Here is a 22018-nt window from a genome sequence, read left to right as displayed (position 1 = left end):
GATCAGGACAGGATGCTGATCCGGAGGGAAGGCAGACCGTCGATATGGGCGGCCAGCTTATCGCCGGGGCTGACTTTTCCGACGGCGCGTGGGGTGCCGGTATAGATCAGGTCACCTGCCGCGATCTCAAATGCTGTGGAGAGGTGGGCGATGATCTCCGCCGGGCTCCAGATCATATCCTCCAGGTTGCCGTCGGCGGCGGTCTGTCCGTTCAGTTCAAGATGGATACGGCCTTTGTTCAGGTGACCTGACTTCGTCACGGGGACAATGCTGCCACATGGCGCGGCGTTGTCGAACGATTTTCCGGCTTCCCATGGCTGGCGCTTTTCCTGGGCCTGTTTCTGGAGATCGCGTCGGGTCATATCCAGGCCGACTGCGTAGCCATAGATGTGATTCTCCGCGTCTGATACGGGAATGTTCATTCCGCCGGATTTCATGGCGAGCACGAGTTCGATTTCGTGCTCGTAATCATGAGTGAGCGTCGGATATGGGATGGCGGCGTTATTCTGAACCAGCATGTCCCGTGCTTTCTGGAAGAAAAACGGGGGTTCTCGTGTGTCGTGATTCAGTTCTTTGATATGCGCGAGGTAGTTCCGCCCGACGCAGTAAACTCTCCGCACGGGGAAGATGGCGTTTTGTCCGGCTACAGGCAGGGCGGGCACGGGAAGCGGGGGGATGACGGATGCCGGCGAAGCGGCCTGTGCTGCCTGGAGGCGCCCGGAGCCCATTGCGAGACTGGTCAGTCCGGCTATGCCGAGACCGGAGGACAGGACAAAGCGTCGTGAGGTCATGACATGGTCCTTCAGGCTGTGTGCATCACCTTCCGGTTTGTGACGTGTGCCTGTTTGTTGTTTTTATAGTTTGAAGAACTACGTAATAATCAGGTTTTTTATCAATCATATTTCGCATCGGGTGTGTCGCAATTTTTTGTGATGCGCCGATGGTTACAGATCTGCCGGGATGCCTGACAGTTCCGGTGCTGTGGTTGCTCTCAGTCTGGCGGCATCACGGGCGGGAGGTGAGCCGAAGAGGCGGCGGTAATCGCGGCTGAACTGGGAGGGGCTTTCGTAGCCGACGGCGAAGCCGGCTTCGGCGGCGTCTTCTCCGTCTGTCAGCAGGCGTTTTCTGGCTTCCTGCAGACGGATTCGGGTTCGGTATTGCAGGGGGCTCATCATGGTGACGGCGCGGAAGTGGCGGTAGAAAGAGGGTGTGCTCATGCCAGCGATTTTTGCGACGGTGTCGATATCGAAGGCTCTGGCGTAGTGATCGCGTATCCAGGCGATGGCGCGGCTTATTTGTGAAAGATAGCTGTCGGCGAGAGCGATTTGTCGCAGCAGGGCGCCCTGTTCTCCCTGCAGGAGGCGGTAGGCCACTTCCTTTTTGATCAGAGGCGCGAGGACGGGGATGTCGTCCGGGGTATCAAGCAGGGTGGTTAGCCGGGCCATCGGGCAGAGGAGATCTTCCGTGAGGGTGCTGACGGCGAGACCGGGGGCTGTGTGGGTTTCCGGTGGTGTGGCACCTGTGGAGAGAAGGAGCGAGGCGATGTCGGCGGGATCGAGATCGAGGCTCAGGGAGAGGTAAGGGCTTTCGGGAGTTGCCTGGGTAACGCAGCCGGTGACGGGGAGATCAACGGTGGCGATCAGGTATTTTTCGGCATCGTAGGTGAAAATGCGATCACCGACGACGACCTGTTTGCTGCCCTGGACGATGATGCAGAGGCGGGGCTTGTAAATGCAGTCAACGGGCTGGGTCTGGCATTCGGTGCGAAACAGAGAGAGACCGGGGAGCGTGGTTTGTGTGTGCGCTTCACTGGCGTGGCGGAGGATGGTTTCGCGGAGGGTGGAGAGGGCTGACGGCATCTCGGGAGATCTCTCACTTGTGGCGCGAAAGGACGAGTGACAGGCAGGTCTCTGCGTCTTCGCGATTGTCGCGGAAATGACTGGCATCGGGTAGGCGCGACGGGGCATCGGGATGGAGCGCCCGGGGTTGTGTCCCTGTCTGTCTGGCGGGCTCTTTCATGGTCAGCAGGGAGACCATGTGTCCGGGCGGGTGTAAAGCATGGAACGGGCCTGTTATCGTCTCTGTGATTGAATCGGGCAAGAACGGGATTGGATTTCGCTACCCCGACCGAGGATATGGCGGCACTCTGTGGCAGGCAGAGTTGATTCGCTGTGATGTGTGCTGACCGGATTGTTCAGGTTCGCATGTCCGGCGATTTCTGACGGAGGAGCGATCCATGAAATACAATCCTTTAGGCCAGACGGGGCTGCTGGTTTCCGAGCTGTGTCTCGGCACCATGACGTTTGGCGGTGGCGCCGGCATCTGGGCGCAGATTGGTGATCTGCAGCAGCAGGCGGCGGATGATCTGGTTCGCACGGCGCTTGATGCGGGCATCAATTTTATTGACACGGCGAATGTTTATTCCGGCGGTCTGTCCGAGCAGATTACCGGGCAGGCTTTGCGGAATCTTGGTGTTGCACGCGACGATGTTGTTGTGGCGACGAAGGTTCTGGGGCCGATGGGCGACGGGGTGAATGCGCGGGGAGCGTCACGGGCGCATATTCTGGCGCAGGCGCGGGCCAGTCTGAAACGGTTGCAGCTTGACCACATCGATCTTTATCAGATTCACGGGGTTGATCCGCTGACACCGGTTGAGGAGACGATGGAAGCGCTTGATACACTCGTTCGCAGCGGGGACGTCCGGTATGTGGGCGTGTCGAACTGGGCGGCGTGGCAGATTGCGAAGGCACTCGGGATTGCGGAGAGGAAGAATCTGGCGCCGCTGCGGTCTTTGCAGGCGTATTACACGATTGCGGGACGGGATCTGGAGCGGGAGCTGGTGCCGATGCTGCTGTCCGAACAGGTCGGGCTGATGGTGTGGAGCCCGCTGGCGGGCGGGTTGCTGTCGGGGAAGTATCATCGGGACGGGACATCTGTTTCGGGAGACGGACGGCGGGCGAATTTCGATTTTCCACCGGTGGATCGCGATCGGGCGTTTGATGTGATTGAGGCAATGCGTCCGGTTGCGGAGGCGCATGGGTGCAGCGTGGCGCAGGTTGCTCTGGCGTGGCTGCTGCATCAGAAGGTTGTGACGAGTGTGATTGTCGGGGCGCGGAATCCTGAGCAGCTTTCTGATAATATCGCGGCGGCGACAGTGAGTTTATCGGATGACGAGATGGCGGCGCTGGATAAGGTCAGCGCTTTGCCCGCGGAATATCCGGGGTGGATGATTGAGCGTCAGACCGCTTATCGTGCCGGAGCCGTGGCGGGTGCCCCGCCGAAAACTTCCTGAACGGATTAAGAAGGAATCGAATGATGTTTTCATGTTCTGGTTATGCCGCGACGGCGGCTGATGCTTCTCTGAAACCGTTTTTTTTTGAGCGTCGGGATACTGGCCCGGAAGATGTGCGGATCGATATTCTCTATTGTGGCGTCTGTCATTCTGATCTGCATCAGGCGCGTAATGAGTGGCGGAACACGGTTTATCCCTGCGTGCCGGGGCACGAGATTGTTGGCCGGGTTGCCGGGGTCGGGTCTTCGGTGACGCGGTTTGGCAAGGGCGATCTGGTCGGGGTGGGGTGTCTGGTTGATTCCTGTCGCGACTGTGCGAGCTGTAAGGGCGGGTTGGAGCAATATTGCGAAGTCGGCTTTGTCGGCACGTATAACGGCGAGGACCGGCACGGGCGCGGGATCACGTTTGGCGGGTATTCGCAGGCAGTTGTTGTCGATCAGGGCTTTGTTCTGAAGGTTCCGGAGACGCTTGATCCGGCTGCTGCGGCACCGTTACTGTGTGCGGGGATTACGACGTGGTCACCGTTGCGGCACTGGAAGGTTGGGCCGGGGCAGCGGGTTGGTGTTGTCGGGCTGGGCGGTCTTGGCCATATGGGCGTGAAGTTTGCACGGGCGCTTGGGGCTGAGGTGGTGCTGTTCACGACGTCTCCTGGGAAGATTGCTGACGGAATCAGGCTGGGGGCGCATGAGGTTGTGCTCTCGAAAGACCCTGATGCGATGGCGAAGGAGCGCGGGCGGTTTGACTTTATTCTCGATGCTGTCGCGGCAAATCATGACATCAATGCGTATCTCGATCTGCTGAAGCTGGACGGGACGCTGGTGCAGGTCGGGGCGCCGGAGGATCCGCTGCCGGTTTCGGTGTTCAGTCTGCTGATGAAGCGGCGAAATTTTGCCGGATCGATTATCGGGGGGATTCCGGAAACGCAGGAGATGCTGGATTTCTGTGGGGAGCACGGGATTACGGCGGATATCGAGATGATCCGGATGGAGGAGATCGAGGGCGCTTACGAGCGGATGCTCCGGTCGGATGTGAAGTATCGGTTTGTGATCGATATGGCATCCATGCCGGCGGCTGCGTGAAGGGCCTGTGTTCGGTGTGTTTTTTGCTGGCAGCGCCGACGTTTTTTAGCACTGTCAGCCTCTTTTTCCCGGAATTTCATCCTGAAATCAGCGGAGGAACGCAGTTCCTCTGGCCCTGATTTGTTCACTTAAAGCGAGGCGCAGGAGGCCATGCCTCCTGCCGGGGGACGGGGCAGAGCCCCGTGAATGATCCGAACCGGTGGCATTCCCTGATTTTGAAAGAGATTCTAAACTCGGAAACGCCACAAAGCTCTGGGAACATTTCCATCATTCCACCTGGATATTCTCGTCACCGTGAAGAGGCCGCAGAGGCGATCCGCGCCGCTGTGGCCTGCATTCCTGCCGGCTGGGTGGCCACATACGGACAGATCGCCGCCATGGCCGGGCTGCCAGGTCGCGCCCGCCTGGTTGGTCATGTTCTTCGCAATACTGACCCCATGGCAAAAATCCCATGGCACCGCATCGTCAACGCGAAAGGTGAGGTGTCCTGTGCGTCATCAAGACAAGGTCAGGACGCCGTTCAGCGGCGCTTGCTGGAACAGGAAGGTGTGGTGTTCGACGATAAAAACCGCATCAGTCTGGATCGCTGCCGCTGGCCTGCGTCGCTGATCTGATAAGGTCGGCTGGCGAAAGGGCATGATCCGGGGCGACCGTTCACTACCGTATTTCCGTCGGGGGGATTATGGGTTGAAGACCGGCTTCGGGAATGAGGCGTCTGGCGGTCATGCATCTGGTTATGCACCGTGACGAGGTCGTGCCGGGTGTGTCATGATCTGGGAACGTTATTTCGGTTTCATCTTTGCTCTGAACTGCTCCGGGTTTGTTTTGATGTCCCCTCCCCTGTCTTCGCGTGCGCTTTATCTTTATCCATGGGATCTGGCTGAGCAGGCTGATCCGGCGGAGTTTGGCGCGTTTGCGCGTGATCTCGGGCTGAATGATCTGACGATTGCGGGGGCGTATCATACGGGGAAGTTTCTCCGTCCGCAGGCGCGCGGGGCGCGTGTGTATTTTCCTGAGGACGGGGTTGTTTATACGCGGGCGGATGCGAAAGCGTTTGGCCGGATCAGGCCTCTTATGAGCCGCCTGGCGGCTGAGACGGATGTGTTTGAGACATATGCCTCCGTCGGGCTGGATGTGACGGCGTGGATGGTGTTGCTGCACAATACGGCGCAGGGGGTGGCGCATCCTGAGGCGTGCTGCCGCAATCTTTTCGGCGACCGGTATCCTTACAGTCTGTGTCCGGCGAATCCGGATGTACGGGAGTATGCGATTGCACTTTGTCGGGACACGAGTTTTCGGTATCCGGTGAAGGGACTTGTGATTGAGACGCCGGGGTGGCTGCCTTATCAGCATGGGTATCATCATGAGATGGCGCTGATCGGATCGACGCAATGGCTGGATGCGCTGCTGGGGCTCTGTTTTTGTGAGTCGTGTCAGGTTTCGGCGCGGGAGGCCGGGGTTGATATTGAGGCGGTGCAGCGGCGGCTTCAGGGGCTTGTTTCGGGATATCTTGAGCGGCCCTGTGATGCGCCGGCGGGATCGGGTCTGTCGTGGCTCACGCTGATGCTTGTGCGGGATGACGATTTCCGGTCGTTCGTTCGCTGGCGGTGTGATGTTGTGACCGGACTGGTGGCGGAAATCCGGGCGGCGATGCGGGAGGATGCGTCGTTGCGGGTGATTCCTTCGGTGCAGGCTGATCCGGCGCTGTCCTGGCTTGAGGGGAGCGATTTCGCGGCATTCTCAGGTGTGTGTGACGGGCTGGAGGTCTGTTTGTATGACCGTGATCCGGCGGCGAATATCTCGACGGCCCTGTCAGTTATGGAGATGGCGGGCGGGGCTGAGCAGTTTGGTGGGGTTTTGCGGCCTGCGGGGATTGATTATGCCTCGGAGGGGGCGTTTTGCGGAATGGTGGCGGCGCTTGCGGAGCTTCGGCCGGAGCGGATCGGGTTTTACAATTACGGGCATTTGCGGCGGCGGAATCTGGAGTGGATCGGGGCGGCGCTGGCTGGTGTGGCTGCCTGATCTGATGGTTTTCCGCTATGAAGACGGAATGACCGGCCGGGATCGGTGGCGGGGTTCGGGAAGGGTCCGACGTGTTTTTACGGCAACTGACATATTTGATTGCGCTCGATCAGTACAGGCATTTTTCACGGGCGGCGGAGCATTGCGGGGTGTCGCAGCCAGCGTTGTCGGCGGCGATCCGGCAGCTGGAGCATGAGCTGGGAGTAACGATTGTGCGTCGTAACCGGCGGATGTTCGGTCTGACGCCGGAGGGGGAGCGGGTTCTGGCCTGGGCGCGGCAGACGGTGGCTGATCTGGACAGTCTGCGGCAGGAGGCGGCGTTTGCGCAGGATGTGGCGGGCGGGTCGATTTCGCTGGGGGTGATGCCGCCGGCGATTCAGGTTGTTCCGCTGTTGCTGGAGAGTTTGCGGGCGGCGATTCCGGCGCTGCATGTTGAGGTCACGGTTTTTGCGAGCGGGGATATTCTGCGGGATCTGCGGGAACATCGGGTTCAGCTCGGGCTGATGTATCTCGACCAGGTGCCGGTGGACGGGGCATTTGAGACGCGGGAAATGTATGCCGAGCAGCATGTTCTGGCGGCGGCGGGCGGGATGACGCTGCCGGGGCGCGGTGTCTGCGGGTGGGCGGAGGCGGCTTCGGTGCCGCTGTGTCTGCTGAGCCGGTCGATGCGGAGCCGGCAGATTGTTGATGCATGCTTTCGGGAGGCCGGGGTTTCGCCTTCGGTGATGCTGGAGACGAATGCGCTGGAGCTGCTTCATTCGGAGGTGTTGTCGGGGCGCCTGGCGACGATTTTACCGGTGGCGGCGCTGCCTGCGGAGTTGCCGGACGGGGGGCCGTTGCAGGTGCGGCGGCTGGAGCCCTCCCCTGCCCCGGGTGTGGGACTCGTGCGGGTGAAGCAGACTGTTGCGACGGCGCTGATGGTGCGTGCCTGGGAGATTGTGTCCGGGCTGTCGCTGACGGAGGCGTATCGGGTTTAGGGAGCGGGGCTGGTTGCGGTTAAGTTACGGACGGGTGGCGGCGGTGGACATTTGAAGAAGATGGGAAGGTGCTGCGTTGAGTCCGATCCTGAGCCGGCTGCCTGGGTTTTCCGGGCGGACGCGATCTGATGGTCCGCATGTTTATGGGCGGGGATCTGATCCCGGGCACTGGCTCTGGCGAATGGCTCGCCAGGCTGCCGGGGTGAGAGGCAGGGCCGGAGGTCATTCGGACGCAGGTCTGGACGGGGCTGTGCGGTGAGCGGGGGCGCTGTTTGTTCGTGGCAGGAACAGGGCGGCGCAGACGGCCAGCAGGGTGATGAGGAACGCCCAGAGAAAGGTGTTTCCGAAGGCGTGGCTGAGGTCTGAGAGGCGGGTTTGTTGCAGGGCGTCGGTGACGGCGGGGCCGGCTGGCAACGGGGCGACGCGGGACATCTGGTGGGTCAGCACGACGGCGAGCAGTGTGGTGCCGATTGAGCCTCCGACGCGCTGGACGACGTTTAGTCCGCTGGTGGCGCGGGCGACCTGGTGACGTTGCAGGGTGCGCATGGCGGCGCTCATGGCGGGCATCATGGTTGCGCCCATTCCGAGGCCGAGCAGGAACAGCATCGGTTCGATGATCACGAAGGGTGTTGTGCTTTCGATCCGGCTCAGGAACAGCGTTCCGACGGCGATACAGGCGAGGCCTGCGAGCACGACCTTCCCTGCCCCGATGCGGTCTGTCAGGCGGGCGGCCAGCGGCATGGAGATCATCGCGCCGAGGCCCTGGGCTGCCTGGAGGAGACCTGCGCCGAAGGCTGTTTCCCCGCGCACGAGCTGAAAATAGAGTGGCAGGAGCAGGGATATTCCGAAGAAGGCGCTTGCGAACAGGAAGGTTGTCAGGGCGGAGGCGCCGACGGTGCGGCCTGTGAACAGCCGCACGTCGATCAGCGGGTCATGGTGTCGGGCGGCATGGAAGAGGAAGGCTGCGGTCAGCAGGAGACCGGCGATGGCGCAGGCGTCTCCGCTCGTGGAGCTGAAGTTGCCGGCGGCGGCGATTCTGGCGAGGCCGAAGACGAAGATTGCGAGGCCTGGGGAGAGCAGGAGCAGGCCGGTCAGGTCGAGCCGGCGGTGGGGGCCTGGTTCGTCCCGTTCGAACACTTTCCAGGCAGCGGCGAGGGCGATGGCGCCGACGGGCAGGTTCACGAAGAAGATCCAGCGCCATGAGACGTTATCGACCAGCCAGCCGCCGAGGACGGGACCGCAGATCGGTGCGAGGAGCATGGGCACGCCGATGATGCCCATGAGTCTGCCGATGCGGCGGGGGCCTGCGGCGTGATTGAGGATGATCATTCCGGCGGGCATGATCATGCCGCCGCCGAGGCCCTGAATGATGCGGAACAGGATGAGCGAGGGCATCGACCAGGCGGCGCCGGAGAGGGCGGAGCCTGCGAGGAACAGGATGATGGATGTCATGTAGAGGCGTTTTGTGCCGAAGCGGTCGGCGGCCCATCCGGTCAGGGGAATGACGGTAGCATGTAGCCCGTTGAGATCCATTGTGTGGTGGCCAATGAGACATGGAAGTCTTTTGACAGTTCGCGGATGGCGACGTTGATGATTGTGGTGTCGAGGATTGACATGAAGGTGCCGAGGACGACGACGGCGGCGATGCGTAGCAGGCGTGGGTCGAGCTTGTCGGAGGCTGGGTGTGACTCGCTGATGGCGTTCATGCGCGGGGTTCCCGGAAAGAGGACATGCTGGTGTCAGGGTCTGCGGGCCAGCGGGTTGCGGTGAGGGTTGCGATCGTGTTCACGGCGGCGTCCAGCGCTGTGCGTTCATCGCTGCTGAGGGCGGCGATGAAGCGTTCGACGGAGCGACGTTTGATCTCCATGATTGCGCTGATGATGGCGCGGCCCTGGTTTGTGAGTCCGATCCTTTTGATGCGGCGGTCGGCTTCGTCTTCGCGGCGTGTGACCAGGCCGGATCTGTAGAGGGCATCGACTGCGCGCGTGGTGGCGGCCACAGAGAGTGTGATCCGGGTGGCGATGTCGGTATTCGCCAGATCTTCTTCCGCTTTTGAGAGTTCGAGGAGAATTCGTCCCTGAGAGAGGGTCAGGTCGAGTTCGGCTGTGAGGGCCATGATTTCGGCCTGGTTGTTTCTCACCAGGGGTTTGAGGGCATCCATCAGGCGGGTGGCGAGGGTCTCGTCGGGGGGCGCTGAGGGGCCAGGGGTCTCGTTTTTCATGGACGCAACAATAGCGCCTACGCGATGTTTGCATAGACGCAAATATTTTGTCTGTGAATTCCGGCAGTATTACGCCGAAGGGTCGCGTCTTTGATCTGCATGAAACAGGCGGGGCTCTGCCCTGAAATCCAGGCAAAGGCTTGCTTTGGCTGTTGATCAACAGATCGGGGTGCAGGAGCCAGCGGTCCCTGCCGGGTGCGCTCCTCTCATCCGTAGTTCGATCTTTACAGCCTCTGGTACCAGCAGGTGTGACGACAGCTTTTCCAGGCCGGCGCCTGAAAAATCGGGGGCGTCATAAGTTTTCTTTATGATGTGATCATGACAAACATTTGGACGGCAGCCGTGGCGTGGCTCAGCGTGTCTGCTCTTTCAAAAAGGGAGCGATAATGGGCACGGGGCAGCGTTCGGTGGGGCATTCTGTTCCGGGGGGGAGCGGTGCCTTGCCGTGGCTCGTGTGGTTTCGGCGTCCTGGCGGGGAGCGGCTGCGGTGGTTGCTGGCGCCTTCCGTCGGTGATCTGGCGTTTGCGGTGCGGTCTTCCCTGGCGGCGGCTTTGTCGCTGCTGATTGCGATGTGGATGGAGCTGGACAGTCCGCAATGGGCGCCGCTGACGGTATGGGTTGTGGCGCAGTCCTCGCGAGGAGAGTCTCTTTCGAAGGCCCGGTGGCGCATTGCGGGGACGGTTGCGGGGTGTTTCGCGGCGATTGCGCTGGTGGCGGCATTTCCGCAGGCATCAGGACTGTTTTTTGTTTCGCTGGCGCTGTGGATCGGCCTGTGCTGCGGCTTTGCGACATTTTTTGACGGTTATCGATCTTACGGGCTGCTGGTGGCGAGTTTTACGTCGACGATTGTGGCGACGGGAGCGATCATTCAGCCGGATGAGGTGTTTGACGTGGCGATGTCGCGCGGCACTTACATCATTCTTGGCATTGTGTGTGAGGCGACGCTGGCGATGCTGTTTATGCCGGGGTTGCAGGACAAGGCGCGGGCGCGGCTGCTGGGGCGACTGGAGGCTGTTTGTGCGTCGGTTTCCGTCGGGGTGACGCGGCTGGTTGACGGGCGGGCTGACCCGGAAGCGGACGGGCGGTTGCTGGCGGAGCTGATGGCGGCGAACGGGCGGATTGAGTTCGATGTGCTGGAGATGGCGCCTCAGACGCCGCGGCTTGCGGATCATGCACGGGCGGCGATTGCGGATCTGCTGATGATGCTGGCGCGGGCGCGGGGTGTGGCGGCGTCCGGGCGGCCTGCGGGGGTGGCGCTGGAGCGGGATTTTGAGGCGGCGCGGGTACATGTTCAGGCGTGTCTTGAGCCGGTTCGGGGAGATCGGTTCCGGTTTCGGTTGCGGTCGCGACGGCATGCTGTGGAAGCTGTTCAGAACGGATTGCGGGCCTGCGCGGGGATTATCGGAGCGTGGCTTGTGTGGGAGGTGACGGCGTGGCCGGCCGGGGTGACGTTCGTGTCGATGGTGTCGCTGGTTTACGGGCTGCTGGCGACGCGGGAGGTTCCGTTGCTGGCCTCGGCGCCGTTTTTTCGCGGAGCGGTATGGTGCGCTGTTGTGGCGGGGGTGTTTGCGTTCCTGGTGATTCCGGCTGTGACGGCGCCGGAATGTCTGGTTCTGGCGTTGCTGGTTCCGATGACGATTGGCGGGCTGGCGGCGCGGAATACGGCGACGGCGGGGTATGCTTTTTCGTTCAACATGTTTCTGCCGGTTCTGATCGGGCCTTCCAATATGGGACGGTTTGACGAGATTTCGTTTCTGAACGGGGCTTCGGCGTTTCTGGCGGCGGTGCTGTTTGCGCGGCTGACGTTCGGGATTGTGCTGCCGTTTCGGGCGGATGCGCATGTGCGGCGGACGCGGGTGTGGACGGAGACGCGGCTGCGGGCTGTTGCGGATTTAGGGAGCCGGGTTTCGGCGTATCAGTGGTTGTCGGACAACGCGGACAGCATGGTGCGGACGGTCCGGACGGCGCAGGGCGTTCCGCGGGAGGAACTGATCGTGGCGATGCGGCGGCATCTGGAGGCGATGACACTGGGGATGCAGGTGATCGCGGTTCGGCAGGCGGTGCAGGACGGGCGGGTGCCGGCGGGGTTTGAGGCGCGGGTGCGGGTGTTTTTGCGGGCGTGGGAGCGGGCCGGTGATGTCGGTGCGCGACCAGTGGCGCGGGCGTTGTTGCGGGGGCTGGAACGGCGCGGAGGTGCTGAGCCGGGGCTGGTGGGGGCGCTGGCGGGGATTGTGGGAAGCGGGGGTTCAGATCTGCCCTTCCATTCGGGATAGGCCTGCGAGCCGGCTTCAACGATGAATTCACCGTTTTCAGGCACGGCGCGAGCGTGGATATCGTGTTGAGGGTAGTTCAGGACGAAATGGGCGGTCGGGTTTGTGGCTTCGGGTGTATCGGGGATCTTTATTCCGGGATGGCTCCTGCTGTTCGTAGTTTTTGTGATTACAGCCAGTTTTCAGGGGCGCCTGCGCTGTGCGGGCCTCATGCACCTGTTCCGGAATATTACTCCGGGACCGACGCGGCGGGATTTGTCTGCAATCCGGCCTTGTTAACGATGTGATTTTCCAGGTGATCCCTGTAGGCGTCGTAATGTTCGGGGGCGGCGTGTTTGAAGTCGGGGTCTTCGAGGTGGGGGACGCGGCCGTGGTGGCCGAAATTGACGAGGCGGGCTTCGATGAGGTGGAGTTTGCCGAAGAGGTCAGCCTGGATGGCGAGCACGGCGAGGGATGAGCCGATGAAGGGGCCGAAGAGATAGATCCAGAGGCCGCTCCAGTTGCCGGCGAAGAGGTCTGGTCCGAAGGTTCGGGCGAAATTGGCGCTGTTTCCTGAGAGCCACGCTGTGATGGGGTTCATGATGAGGAAGAAGATGCCGCCGATCCAGGGGGTAATCCATTTGTGGCGCGGGTGGGCGGCGAGCCAGTAGAGGGTGACGATCAGCAGGCCGGTGACGAGGATTTCGGAAGCCAGGGCGTACCAGATTGAGATGTTGGTGTAGGGGATGGTCGCGCCGTAATTCACTTCTGTTGAGAACAGGTGCCAGGGCGCGAAGAGGTCACCGACGGCGTAGACGGCGGCGGTTCCGAGTATGGCGCCGAGGATTTGCGCGATGATGTAGCCGAGGGCGTCGATCCAGACGATTTTTTTCGACAGCATGAAGGCCAGGGTGACGGAGGGATTGAGGTGGGCGCCGCTGACTTTTCCGAATGGAGTCATGGCGGCGAGGGTTCCGGCAAGGCCGAAACAGAGGCCGCAGAGGGCGGTCTGGATGATCGGGTGGGGCGCGAGGAGGCTGGCGAAATATGTCCCCGGGGCCGAGAGGAGGATGACGCAGGTGAGACCGGCGATCATCAGCACGGCTGTGGCGAGGGCTTCGCACCAGTAGAGGCGCCAGTGGAAGGGACGATCGGGGTGGGGCTCGCCGGACAGGGGGCGATCATGGAAGTGGACGTGGAAATGGGGCCAGTGGATGTGGGGAATTTTGACGTGCGGGAGGTGGAAGTGAGGCAGATGAAGGTGACTGTGTTGCTGGTCTGTCTTCCGGGTGTTTTTTTGATCTGACATCGCCCTGCCCATTGTCTTCGCTGCGCGTTTGCGATCAGGACTTCACAATGGCCATTGGGGTCGGGATCGCGGATTAGTCTGTTAATGTAGGGTCGGACGGACGCGATGCGCATCACGAGAGCGCGAGTATGGGCTGGTATGTTGTGACCGGCCATTGCAGGGCTGGTGGGTGCCGGGGGCTATTTACATCTGGAAATTGTTGAAATGGTGGGGATGCGCCGGGTTTCAGGGGGGTGTGCGCATCGGGGCAGCGTGTGACGGGGTGGTGGATGGCACAGGGGATTCTGTTCGGCATGAATTTTGATATATACTTTTAATATCGATATAATTTCGTAGTCGTTTTATTTTTATGTGCTGCCTTATATTAACAACGATAATGTGTCGTATATTTTTTTGTCATACACCTGTCATAGTTGAATGGTTGACGGCGGCGCGTGGTTATGGCTTTCTCCGTCCTGTCCTGGCGCCGGTATGGCGCACTGATTTGAACAGGTTTCGATGACTGCCAGAGCAAAGCGAATGTGGAGCGTGACGCGATGTTGGTTTGCCTCGGCAAATTCCGTTGTGTGTGTTCTTCCCCACCAGACCCGCCGGCAGTGATTCTGCCGGCCAGACTCCGCTGATGCGGATCAGGTAAGGCAAAAATCATGTTTGCATCTCACGCTATTGATATTGATGGTATTTTTCTCGGTGCTGTGATCGTTGATCGTGACAGCAGGAAACACCGTTTTTATGCGGCTCATGACAGTGTCAGGTCTCTTCACAACCGGGTTGTGGCAGAGGCCGATGAGCTTCGCCGGCAGGCTGTGTCACAGTTTCGCAAGGGTCTGGCTGGCAAAACGAACGATGCGGTTACGCAGTTGTTCTCCTATACCTGATGGTGAATGACCGGGATAGTTCCCTGCCCTGCCGGCCTGCTTCCCTGTCGTTTCTGATCTCGCGTCCGCCTGTCATTGAACGGGCGGATCGCTGACGTTCGCGCACTGAAGAAGCTCCGGATAAAACCGTTCTTACTTCCGGGGGAATGCACGAGCCTCACACTTCATATATTTATACCAGAGGTTTCGGAGATTCATCTGTGGATGAGAACATCCGGAATGAGCCTGGATCTGGCAGAGGCAGCAAAACTTTCGGGTATTATTTAGTCCTGAGAAGAAATTCGGCCAATCCTGATACTCGCGATAGCCACAGAATCATCGGGCTATTACTCTCTGAATATCTGTCTTTCCGTACCTTACATGTCAGTCGCAGCCATTTCAAATAAGTAATTATCTGGATGAAGATTCAGGTTCATCTGATAAAAAACAGTATTTTGTGATATTTTTTGGAATAATTTTTGTTTATTAATATCATCACTTAATACAAGGTGGCTAGATTATTTTATATTAATATCTCTGGATAATTTTGCCAAAAAACATGAATTTCTCAATGCTGTATTTCATGAAATAATAGATCGGAATACTTTCTCAAATATTCTCCTGATTACAATCAGAGTCTTTTGCTGGTTCTGCACAAAAGATGCCACGAAAAAAATGACTCTTCTGGCCGGCATGGTTGCTGCTGTCGGGGCCAGTATCCTGAGCAGAGTTATGCAGCTTAGTCTGCCGATACATGTTCGACCACTGCATGATCCTGCGCTACATTTTCGTGTGCCATCAGGCATTGATCCTGAGGCGCTCAATCACTGGTCGTCGTTTCCAGGTGACCATGCCGCTATCCTTTTTGGTCTTGCCTGCGCGATCAGTGGTGTCTCGCCAGTCGCAGGACGGGCTGCCTATGCCGTGGCGATCGTTCTTAATTTCGGTCGGATCTATTCAGGCTATCACTCGCCATCCGATATCCTGTCGGGCGCCCTGCTCGGTATTCTGGCCGTGAAACTGTCACGTTCCTTAGCCTGCTCGGATCTGTCAAAAAATTTCTATGCCGTTCTGATGACGAAGAAGCCACTGTTCTACGCCTGCGCATTCTATCTCTCTGTCTGTATCGGCACGATGTTTGACGATTACAGAGCGGCTGCCGCTCACCTGGTCCATGCCCTGCGTCACTGATGTGCATGACAGCCCCCGACCGCTCTGCTCCGGAAAACTGACTTATGGAATACGGATTTTTCCTGATGTGGTCAGCATGATCGGGTGCCGGCCACGGGCTGCATTCTGAGGGCAGCCTCCTGGTTGTTCGTTGGGTTTACGGGTGTCGCCCTGAGATCCGGCAGGGGCCAGCGGCCCCTGCATCCTGATTTGTTAAGGAAAATGTCTTTGATTTTTACTTGTCTTTCTCAGAAGAAGCCGAGTTTCTTTTCACTGTAGCTGACAAGAAGGTTTTTGGTCTGCTGGTAGTGCTCCAGGACCATTTTGTGGGTTTCGCGGCCTATGCCGGATTTTTTGTAGCCGCCGAAAGCGGCATGGGCCGGATAGGCGTGGTAGCAATTGATCCAGACGCGACCGGCTTCCAGGCCACGGCCCATGCGGTAGCAGGTGTTGGCGTTGCGCGACCAGACGCCGGCGCCGAGGCCGTATTCGGTATCGTTGGCGATCGTGAGGGCTTCTTCTTCGGTTTTGAAGGTTGTGACCGCGAGGACCGGGCCGAAAATTTCCTCCTGGAAAATGCGCATGCGGTTGTCACCACGGAAGACGGTGGGCTGAATATAGAATCCTTCTCTGAAGGTCTCGCCGAGATCGGGTTTGCCGCCGCCGGTGAGGAGTTCGGCGCCTTCGTTTTTGCCGATGTCGATATAAGCCAGGATTTTATCTTCCTGCATCTGTGAGTTTTGTGCGCCCATCATGGTTTCCAGGTCGAGCGGATTTCCCTGGCGAATGGCTTTGACGCGCGGGAGGGCACGTTCCATGAAGGCTTCGTAGATGTCTTCGTGGATCAGGGCGCGGCTTGGACAGGAGCAGACCTGTCCCTGGTTGAGGGCGAAGAGAGCGAACCCTTCGATGGCTTTGTCGAGATAGTCGTCGTCATGATCCATGACGTCGGCGAAGAAAACATTGGGGGATTTGCCACCGAGTTCCAGGGTTGAGGGGATAAGGTTTTCGGCAGCGGCATGGGCGATGGTTTTGCCTGTCGCGGTGGAGCCGGTGAAGGCTATTTTTGCGATACGGGTGTTGCTGGCCAGCGCGGAGCCCACTTCACGGCCGAGGCCGTTGACGATGTTGAGGGTTCCGGGCGGGAAGAGGTCACCGATGATGTCCATCAGCACGAGGATGCTGGCGGGGGTGGTTTCGGCGGGTTTCATCACGATGCAGTTGCCGGCGGCCAGGGCTGGCGCGAGTTTCCAGGACGCCATGAGGATCGGGAAGTTCCACGGGATGATCTGGCCGACGACGCCGAGTGGTTCGTGGAAGTGGTAGGCGATGGTGCTGTCGGTGATTTCGCTGAGCGCGCCTTCCTGGGCACGGAGGCATCCGGCGAAATAGCGGAAATGGTCGATGGCCAGAGGGATGTCCGCGTTCAGGGTTTCGCGGACAGGCTTGCCGTTATCCCAGGTTTCGGCGCGGGCCAGGAGGTCGAGATTTGCCTCCATGCGGTCGGCTGCTTTGAGAAGGATGTTCGAGCGGGCTTCGACGGAGGTATGCGCCCAGCTTTTGAAGGCCTTGTGAGCGGCGTCGAGGGCGAGTTCGATATCTTCCGGGGAGGAGCGTGCCACTTCGCAAAGAGTTCGCCCGTCGATAGGGGACGGGTTTTTCATGTACTGGCCCTTTACGGGGGCTGTCCATTCACCGCCGATATAGTTTCCGTAGCGGGGTTTGAACGGGGGTTCCTGAGTGATCGTGGACGCCATTATTTTTATTCCTGCTGAGAGGTTTGTTGAGGCGATCGGTGAACGTGTGTTCGATGGTCAGGTTTAGCTGAGACAGGTCTTACGGTTTTGTTATTTTTTATGCCGTTCCGGCTGGTACCGATCCTGCTGGCGGTATCTTTTCATAGACAGCACGCGGGTTCAAGATGTCGGGGAGGAAGGGTCTGATCACTATGACCGGAGCTGGTTCACCGAAGACCGGGCACGGCAATCAGATTGGAACGAGATCGAAATTACTGTTTTGTTATCATTGCTTTTCAGCTTTCAGTTGACGGTTTCCGGTCGTGGCGCTCATGGTTCCTGCCCGGACACGAGGAAAACCGGTTTTCTCCTGAGGAACTGAAAGTATGTCATCTTTTCCGGCTGACTGCCCTGCTCCGCATGCTGTTGTGAGGCGCCCCGGGTTTGAGCTTCCCGTGGGAGCATGTGACACGCATGCGCATGTCATTTCCGATGATGTGGCGGCATATCCTTTTGTTTCCGACCGTAGTTACACTCCGCCTCCGGCGCCGGAGAGCGCGTATCTGGCGTTACTGGATGGGCTGGGGCTGACGCGGGGTGTTCTTGTGCAGCCGAGTATTTACGGGACGGATAATCGATACATGCTGGATGTGCTGTCCCGGCATGGGGGACGGCTGCGTGGTGTGGCGGTGGTTGATCCGGCGACGATCGGGGCGGATGCGCTGACGACGATGGATCAGGCCGGTGTCCGGGGTGTGCGGATTAATGTGCTGTTTCGGGGCGGGATCGGTCTGGAGCAGATTGAGGCACTGGCGCAGCATGTGGCGCATCTCGGCTGGCATATTCAGCTGCTGATTGATCTGACGAAAGTGCTGGATGTTCTGCCGTATCTGGGGCGGCTGAGTTGTCCGGTGGTGGTTGATCACATGGGGCGGGTGCCGGTTGTGCCGCATCCTGACGCACAGGCCGCTGATGCGCTGGAGCGGATGGCTGTCGAGTATGGCTGGTGGGTGAAACTGTCTGGCGCTTACAGGCTGGTTTCGGATTTATCGGAGATCGGTCATGTAGCGCCTCTGGCGCGGCGGCTGGTGGCGGCGCGGCCTGACCGGATGCTCTGGGGGAGTGACTGGCCACATGTTGCGGTGCGGGAGATGCCCGACACGTCCACGCTGCTTGATCTGCTGGCGGAGTGGGTTCCGGATGTTGTGATCCGCAATCATATTCTCGTGGAAAACCCGGCGCGGCTTTACGGGTTTGGATCGGCGACTGTCTGAGATTTCGGGGGATTGTCTGAAATGCAGGTAATGCGCGGACAGGGTGGTTGCTCCGCGAGCGGGAACGTTTCGGTGGCAGGCCACATGTGGCCTTGCCGGAGAAGATCATGCGGAGCAGGGATGCAGCTGAAGGAAAGAAACACCTGAAGCAGATCGCGATCTGAGCAACCAGCGTTCATCTGTCACAGGGCGTCATTACGTCCTGTTCCGTGCCATTTGCTCGATTGTGACGGGCATTTTGCTTTTGCGAGTTGTGAGAAACCGCCCCGCCTGCTGGCCTGGACGCTCGATCAGACGATGAAACTGCGGCGCGACGGCGAAACTGACAACGGCGCCCAGGAAGATGCTCGCGAACAAAGGCAGCCGGCCGAACGCCACAAATGCCGTGATGATCGGCACATGAATCAGATACAGGCTGAAAGAGATCTTCCCTGCCCACCGCGCTACAGGCAGCATCAGAAACCGGTTCAGTGGCCCTTCACTGATCGCTGCACAAATCAGGAACATCGAGCCGAGTCCAAGAGGCAGAAACGCTATCAGCGGGCGGTCAGACCAGGTCCTGGCCAATAAAAGGACGCCGATGATCCCGAGGGCGCTGCCAAACGAACGATGCAAGGCGAAAAATCCCTGCGCCCGGTCCGCAATGATGGCCAGGCCGGCTCCCATAAGGAAAAGCAGAATGTAGGCGCAGGCCGATCGTCCGACTTCGGCCGCTACCGGACCTGTTACGCGCAACACAAAGCCGATCAGGATGGCCAGGGCAGCACTTACGGCCAGACCTCTCGCTCCATAACGCGCCACAGGCATCATGAGCAGCGGAAAAACCAGTCCGATACCCAGCTCCCAGCTGACAGTCCAGACCGGGAAATCCATGAACGCATTACGTGTGTCCATCATGCCTATCGCCAGCAGACAGCGGCCATCGAAGGGACCGGACCAGATTTGAGAATACCAGTAACTTGTTTCGCCGACGGGCGGATGTCCTGCCAGAGCGAGCAGACCAAAAGACAGAATAATAGCTGCGATATAGGGCGGATAGATGCGGAAGAATCGCCGGATGACGAAAGTGGCATAAGTTTGCGATCTGCCACGCACCCATGGCAGGGACAGCACGAAGCCGCTGAGAACAAAGAACAGATAGACAGCGTTCACACCCTGAAACAGGACGGCCAGCGGTGTCCTGAACAAGAGCACGCCAGCAATCCCGGTTGGCTGTGCTCCGTGCCACCAGATGCGGTTACCCTGATCTGACATGATGAGCATGTGATTCGCGACTACTGTCAGCGCAGCAATGCCCCGGAGCGAATCGAGCGTGTAGTAATGTCTGGGCTCGCTTCCGAGCAACTCACCGGCCACATCACAGCGCACCATATCTTTGGCAACCCGTTAACAAAATCTGTTAGCAATCTGCCGGATCAGTATAATTATGTATATGAAAAATAAATTAATTATTCGCAATTCAGGCGAAAAATGAATAGTTACTATAGCTCTAAGATATGTTATCAATTAAGTAATAGGCGCTTTAGATTATGCTTGTCTAACCGTTTGTTTGTGGAGGCGTTACTTTGTCGTCACCAGGCCGACATCCCATAGCGTGACCTTCCGGCCCGTTCCGGTAACGGGAAAAATTGCGCCTGCGTCGCCGGGGTGAAAGTCGCGTGACTGAGAGATTTTTTCGTCATCTGGCGGATACTCGCCGGAGGGGCTGACCACCAACATTCATCTGCAAATATCGTGAAATCCTGTGGACTCGCCACTGGTCCGGGACAGGACGCGGACATCAGACGGGTGGGACCGATGCCGGGAAAATTGAGCCAGCGGGAGCTTTCTTGCCGACAAGGATGCCCGTAATATTAAACCAACATTCGGACGTCAGTTATCAGGGACGGCCGGAGCGATGATAGGGGTGGCCGGCGGCGATGGCGCGGGCGCGCCAGAGCTGTTCGGTGAGCATGATGCGGGCGAGCATGTGGGGCCAGGTGAATGTCCCCAGTGACAGGGTGACATCGGCGCGGGCGATGACGGGGGTATCGAGGCCTTCGGCGCCGCCAATGAGGAAGCAGAGCGGACGGGCGAGTTCGAGCCAGCCGGTGAGCATGGTGGCGAAGGTTTCGCTGGTGGGGGTTTTGCCGGCGAGGTCGAGGGCGGCGACGAAGGCGCGGTCTGGCAGGGCGCTGAGGAGAGCTTCGCCTTCGCGGCGTTTGATCTCGGCTGGCGAGCCTTTGCCGTCGGGGAGTTCGGTGATGGTGAGGGCGGGGCTGAGGCGCTTTGTATAGCGGTCGATGAGGGCGCGTTCGTGAGCGTCTTTCATGCGGCCTATGGCGATGAGGCGCATCCTGCGATCCTGCGGCTGTGTGGCGGGCGTTTCTGGCGCGGACGGCCGGGGATCGGGATCTGAGTCGTCTGATTGGTCAACTCAGCCGATCGGGGTGGCGGACTCTGCGCCCTTTGCCGGGTCTGGCAAAGGGCGCAGATCGCCGCGTCTCGTCTGTGGGAATCTCTCCCCTGCCCTTTTCAGAGCGAAGTGATGGAGGCTTCTTCGTCCGGCTCGTCGAGTTCGGCGCCCCACATGCGTTCGAGGCCGTAGAGCTCGCGGGCTTCAGCTTTGAAAAGGTGGATGACGATGTCGCCGGCGTCGATCAGCACCCAGTCGGAACCGTTGGCGCCTTCGACGAGGATGCGTTTGAGGCCTTCTTCACGGAGCTTGCGGTCGATGTGCTGTGCCATGGCGCTGATCTGGCGGTCGGCGACGCCGGTGGCGACGATCATGCGATCAGCAAAGGAGGCGCGGCCCGTGAGATCGATGACGACGATGTCTTCGCCTTTATCGTCATCGATACTTCCAGTGATGAGTTTCACATAGCGTTCGATGTCTTCCGCCGGGGCGTGGGGGCGTTTTTTCGCACCTTTGGCCGGACCGGCGGCGGCGGCTTTTTTGCGCGGCGTGCCGGGAGCTTTAGCGGCTTCGGCGAGGCGGGCATCGACAGGCTTTACGACGGCTTTTGCCTTCGCCGCGGGTTTGGTCGCGCCGGGCGTCGCGGCACTGGCGCTGCGGCGTTTTGGCTCCGTATCGGAGGGGGGCTTCCTGGCTATGACCGTATCTCCTGTCCGGGTGGTCGCCCGCACTATCTGGCTTTGGTGTTTATTGCTCCGCGTTACGCAGGGCTGTTGACGATATACCGTTCTGTGGGCCTGGAAGAAAAGCCCACACAGGAGGGGTTTTTTCGGGAAGTTGCCTGATTTTGCCGGTTGGGAGGCGATAATGTCTCAGAAAAGAGGCTGCCTGCCCCCGCAGAGCGGCGGCATTGCTGCCAGGACGGGGCATGACGGCGATCGGCACGGTCCGGATGACATCTTTCCAGCGTCGCCAGCGGGGAAGCTGTGTGAACACATCCGCGCCCATGATCCAGACGAAGCGGGCATTGGGAAAGCGGGTTTTCAGGGTTCTGATGGTATCGACGGTGTAGCGGGTACCGAGCCGGGTTTCGATGGTGGTCGGGATGAGCGTTCGACCTCTGACGAGGCGCCTGACGGAGGCGAGGCGCTGTGTGAGCGGGGCCATGCCGTGGCGGGGTTTGAGGGGGTTTCCCGGGGAGACCATGAGCCAGACCTGATCGAGGCTGAGGGCGCGGGCGGCGCGGCTGGCGATCAGGATATGGCCAGGATGGGCGGGATTGAAGGAGCCGCCAAGGAGGCCGATGCGGAGGCGGCGGTTGTCGCCTCTGGCCGGGAGCGGGTCTCCGGAGTGCGGTGCGGGGGCCTGTGGTTCCTGCCGGGTTCGGGCAGAGTCCGGGAGCCTCTGTCCGGTTACGATATCCGACATCCCGGAGCG

Annotated in this window: 20 protein-coding genes; 9 read left to right on the top strand and 11 right to left on the bottom strand. The window is 59.7% G+C overall.

Annotated features, from left to right (window positions below; genetic code table 11):
- Positions 1-2: 2 nt before the first annotated feature.
- Entirely contained in the window at positions 3-791 is a 789-nt protein-coding gene (locus GOB85_RS06605; protein WP_242011323.1) for a fumarylacetoacetate hydrolase family protein, read from the bottom strand.
- A gap of 153 nt (positions 792-944) precedes the next feature.
- On the bottom strand, positions 945-1967 hold the full coding sequence (locus GOB85_RS06600; protein ID WP_242011322.1) for an AraC family transcriptional regulator: 1023 nt from the start codon (positions 1965-1967) through the stop codon (positions 945-947).
- A gap of 269 nt (positions 1968-2236) precedes the next feature.
- Here GOB85_RS06600 and GOB85_RS06595 point away from each other — a divergent pair, with 269 nt between their 5' ends.
- From GOB85_RS06595 to GOB85_RS06575, 5 genes are all read left to right on the top strand, one after another.
- Positions 2237-3292 (top strand): aldo/keto reductase, encoded by a 1056-nt coding sequence (locus tag GOB85_RS06595; protein ID WP_173576688.1) that lies wholly within the window; start codon positions 2237-2239, stop codon positions 3290-3292.
- 23 nt (positions 3293-3315) lie between these two features.
- Positions 3316-4371 carry an NAD(P)-dependent alcohol dehydrogenase gene (locus GOB85_RS06590; protein WP_173576765.1) on the top strand — a complete coding sequence of 352 codons (1056 nt, stop codon included), beginning with the start codon at positions 3316-3318 and terminating at the stop codon, positions 4369-4371.
- Between the two features lie 182 nt (positions 4372-4553).
- Positions 4554-4985 (top strand): MGMT family protein, encoded by a 432-nt coding sequence (locus GOB85_RS06585; protein WP_338421662.1) that lies wholly within the window; start codon positions 4554-4556, stop codon positions 4983-4985.
- A gap of 154 nt (positions 4986-5139) precedes the next feature.
- Entirely contained in the window at positions 5140-6393 is a 1254-nt protein-coding gene (locus GOB85_RS06580) for a hypothetical protein (RefSeq protein WP_173576689.1), read from the top strand.
- Positions 6394-6464: 71 nt separating this feature from the next.
- The gene (locus GOB85_RS06575) at positions 6465-7370 is read left to right on the top strand and encodes a LysR substrate-binding domain-containing protein (RefSeq protein WP_173576690.1); all 906 of its coding nucleotides are present in this window, start codon (positions 6465-6467) and stop codon (positions 7368-7370) included.
- 222 nt (positions 7371-7592) lie between these two features.
- Here GOB85_RS06575 and GOB85_RS06570 read toward each other — a convergent pair whose 3' ends face one another.
- The 3 genes from GOB85_RS06570 to GOB85_RS06565 are packed head-to-tail and all read right to left on the bottom strand — an operon-like array spanning position 7593 to position 9591.
- The gene (locus GOB85_RS06570) at positions 7593-8903 is read right to left on the bottom strand and encodes a DHA2 family efflux MFS transporter permease subunit (protein ID WP_198912198.1); all 1311 of its coding nucleotides are present in this window, start codon (positions 8901-8903) and stop codon (positions 7593-7595) included.
- On the bottom strand, positions 8864-9076 hold the full coding sequence (locus tag GOB85_RS19020; RefSeq protein WP_198912197.1) for a hypothetical protein: 213 nt from the start codon (positions 9074-9076) through the stop codon (positions 8864-8866). The genes GOB85_RS06570 and GOB85_RS19020 overlap by 40 nt, the downstream gene beginning before the upstream one ends.
- Positions 9073-9591: a MarR family winged helix-turn-helix transcriptional regulator gene (locus GOB85_RS06565; protein WP_173576691.1), complete on the bottom strand. Its 519-nt coding sequence runs from the start codon at positions 9589-9591 to the stop codon at positions 9073-9075. Before GOB85_RS06565 ends, GOB85_RS19020 begins: the two co-directional genes overlap by 4 nt.
- Before the next feature lie 386 nt (positions 9592-9977).
- Between GOB85_RS06565 and GOB85_RS06560 the strand changes: the two genes are divergently transcribed.
- A complete protein-coding gene (locus tag GOB85_RS06560) occupies positions 9978-11864 on the top strand; it encodes an FUSC family protein (RefSeq protein ID WP_173576692.1) in 1887 nt (628 codons plus the stop codon).
- Between the two features lie 226 nt (positions 11865-12090).
- Here the strand turns inward: GOB85_RS06560 and GOB85_RS06555 are convergent, their stop codons facing one another.
- The gene (locus GOB85_RS06555) at positions 12091-13149 is read right to left on the bottom strand and encodes an MIP/aquaporin family protein (protein WP_173576693.1); all 1059 of its coding nucleotides are present in this window, start codon (positions 13147-13149) and stop codon (positions 12091-12093) included.
- Positions 13150-13796: 647 nt separating this feature from the next.
- Between GOB85_RS06555 and GOB85_RS06550 the strand changes: the two genes are divergently transcribed.
- Both GOB85_RS06550 and GOB85_RS06545 read left to right on the top strand, forming a co-directional pair.
- Positions 13797-14027: a hypothetical protein gene (locus GOB85_RS06550; protein WP_173576694.1), complete on the top strand. Its 231-nt coding sequence runs from the start codon at positions 13797-13799 to the stop codon at positions 14025-14027.
- Positions 14028-14681: 654 nt separating this feature from the next.
- A complete protein-coding gene (locus GOB85_RS06545; RefSeq protein ID WP_173576695.1) occupies positions 14682-15197 on the top strand; it encodes a phosphatase PAP2 family protein in 516 nt (171 codons plus the stop codon).
- A gap of 227 nt (positions 15198-15424) precedes the next feature.
- Here GOB85_RS06545 and exaC read toward each other — a convergent pair whose 3' ends face one another.
- The gene (gene exaC, locus GOB85_RS06540; RefSeq protein ID WP_173576696.1) at positions 15425-16933 is read right to left on the bottom strand and encodes an acetaldehyde dehydrogenase ExaC; all 1509 of its coding nucleotides are present in this window, start codon (positions 16931-16933) and stop codon (positions 15425-15427) included.
- A 365-nt stretch (positions 16934-17298) separates the two neighbouring features.
- On the opposite strand from exaC, the gene GOB85_RS06535 reads away from it, so the two are divergent.
- Complete coding sequence (locus GOB85_RS06535; protein WP_173576697.1) at positions 17299-18186, top strand: amidohydrolase family protein; 888 nt, start codon at positions 17299-17301, stop codon at positions 18184-18186.
- Positions 18187-18381: 195 nt separating this feature from the next.
- Here the strand turns inward: GOB85_RS06535 and GOB85_RS06530 are convergent, their stop codons facing one another.
- The 4 genes from GOB85_RS06530 to GOB85_RS06515 form a co-directional block, all read right to left on the bottom strand.
- A complete protein-coding gene (locus GOB85_RS06530) occupies positions 18382-19557 on the bottom strand; it encodes an acyltransferase family protein (protein WP_173576698.1) in 1176 nt (391 codons plus the stop codon).
- A gap of 508 nt (positions 19558-20065) precedes the next feature.
- Positions 20066-20521, bottom strand: coding sequence for a 23S rRNA (pseudouridine(1915)-N(3))-methyltransferase RlmH (locus tag GOB85_RS06525; protein ID WP_173576699.1), 456 nt, complete (start codon positions 20519-20521; stop codon positions 20066-20068).
- A gap of 179 nt (positions 20522-20700) precedes the next feature.
- Positions 20701-21279 carry a ribosome silencing factor gene (rsfS, locus tag GOB85_RS06520; RefSeq protein WP_173576767.1) on the bottom strand — a complete coding sequence of 193 codons (579 nt, stop codon included), beginning with the start codon at positions 21277-21279 and terminating at the stop codon, positions 20701-20703.
- A 49-nt stretch (positions 21280-21328) separates the two neighbouring features.
- Positions 21329-22009 (bottom strand): nicotinate-nucleotide adenylyltransferase, encoded by a 681-nt coding sequence (locus GOB85_RS06515; RefSeq protein WP_173576700.1) that lies wholly within the window; start codon positions 22007-22009, stop codon positions 21329-21331.
- Between the last annotated feature and the right edge of the window lie 9 nt (positions 22010-22018).

This window comes from Acetobacter fallax (assembly GCF_011516735.1).
Classification (GTDB): Bacteria; Pseudomonadota; Alphaproteobacteria; order Acetobacterales; family Acetobacteraceae; genus Acetobacter; species Acetobacter fallax.
The sequence above is the reverse complement of the archived record's forward strand: the minus strand, read 5'-3'. Positions and strand labels throughout refer to the sequence as shown.

What these genes read in the sequence shown, in the direction of transcription:
- GOB85_RS06600 (WP_242011322.1), bottom strand. Translation starts at nt 1,967, where the DNA reads ATGCCCCGTCGCGCCTACCCGATGCCAGTCATTTCCGCGACAATCGCG.
- GOB85_RS06560 (WP_173576692.1), top strand. Translation starts at nt 9,978, where the DNA reads ATGGGCACGGGGCAGCGTTCGGTGGGGCATTCTGTTCCGGGGGGGAGC.
- GOB85_RS06565 (WP_173576691.1), bottom strand. Translation starts at nt 9,591, where the DNA reads ATGAAAAACGAGACCCCTGGCCCCTCAGCGCCCCCCGACGAGACCCTC.
- GOB85_RS06525 (WP_173576699.1), bottom strand. Translation starts at nt 20,521, where the DNA reads ATGCGCCTCATCGCCATAGGCCGCATGAAAGACGCTCACGAACGCGCC.
- GOB85_RS06590 (WP_173576765.1), top strand. Translation starts at nt 3,316, where the DNA reads ATGTTTTCATGTTCTGGTTATGCCGCGACGGCGGCTGATGCTTCTCTG.
- GOB85_RS06580 (WP_173576689.1), top strand. Translation starts at nt 5,140, where the DNA reads ATGATCTGGGAACGTTATTTCGGTTTCATCTTTGCTCTGAACTGCTCC.
- GOB85_RS06535 (WP_173576697.1), top strand. Translation starts at nt 17,299, where the DNA reads ATGTCATCTTTTCCGGCTGACTGCCCTGCTCCGCATGCTGTTGTGAGG.
- GOB85_RS06605 (WP_242011323.1), bottom strand. Translation starts at nt 791, where the DNA reads ATGACCTCACGACGCTTTGTCCTGTCCTCCGGTCTCGGCATAGCCGGA.
- GOB85_RS06550 (WP_173576694.1), top strand. Translation starts at nt 13,797, where the DNA reads ATGTTTGCATCTCACGCTATTGATATTGATGGTATTTTTCTCGGTGCT.
- GOB85_RS06515 (WP_173576700.1), bottom strand. Translation starts at nt 22,009, where the DNA reads ATGTCGGATATCGTAACCGGACAGAGGCTCCCGGACTCTGCCCGAACC.
- GOB85_RS06570 (WP_198912198.1), bottom strand. Translation starts at nt 8,903, where the DNA reads ATGGATCTCAACGGGCTACATGCTACCGTCATTCCCCTGACCGGATGG.
- GOB85_RS06530 (WP_173576698.1), bottom strand. Translation starts at nt 19,557, where the DNA reads ATGGTGCGCTGTGATGTGGCCGGTGAGTTGCTCGGAAGCGAGCCCAGA.
- GOB85_RS06555 (WP_173576693.1), bottom strand. Translation starts at nt 13,149, where the DNA reads ATGTCAGATCAAAAAAACACCCGGAAGACAGACCAGCAACACAGTCAC.
- GOB85_RS19020 (WP_198912197.1), bottom strand. Translation starts at nt 9,076, where the DNA reads ATGAACGCCATCAGCGAGTCACACCCAGCCTCCGACAAGCTCGACCCA.
- GOB85_RS06595 (WP_173576688.1), top strand. Translation starts at nt 2,237, where the DNA reads ATGAAATACAATCCTTTAGGCCAGACGGGGCTGCTGGTTTCCGAGCTG.
- exaC (WP_173576696.1), bottom strand. Translation starts at nt 16,933, where the DNA reads ATGGCGTCCACGATCACTCAGGAACCCCCGTTCAAACCCCGCTACGGA.
- GOB85_RS06545 (WP_173576695.1), top strand. Translation starts at nt 14,682, where the DNA reads ATGACTCTTCTGGCCGGCATGGTTGCTGCTGTCGGGGCCAGTATCCTG.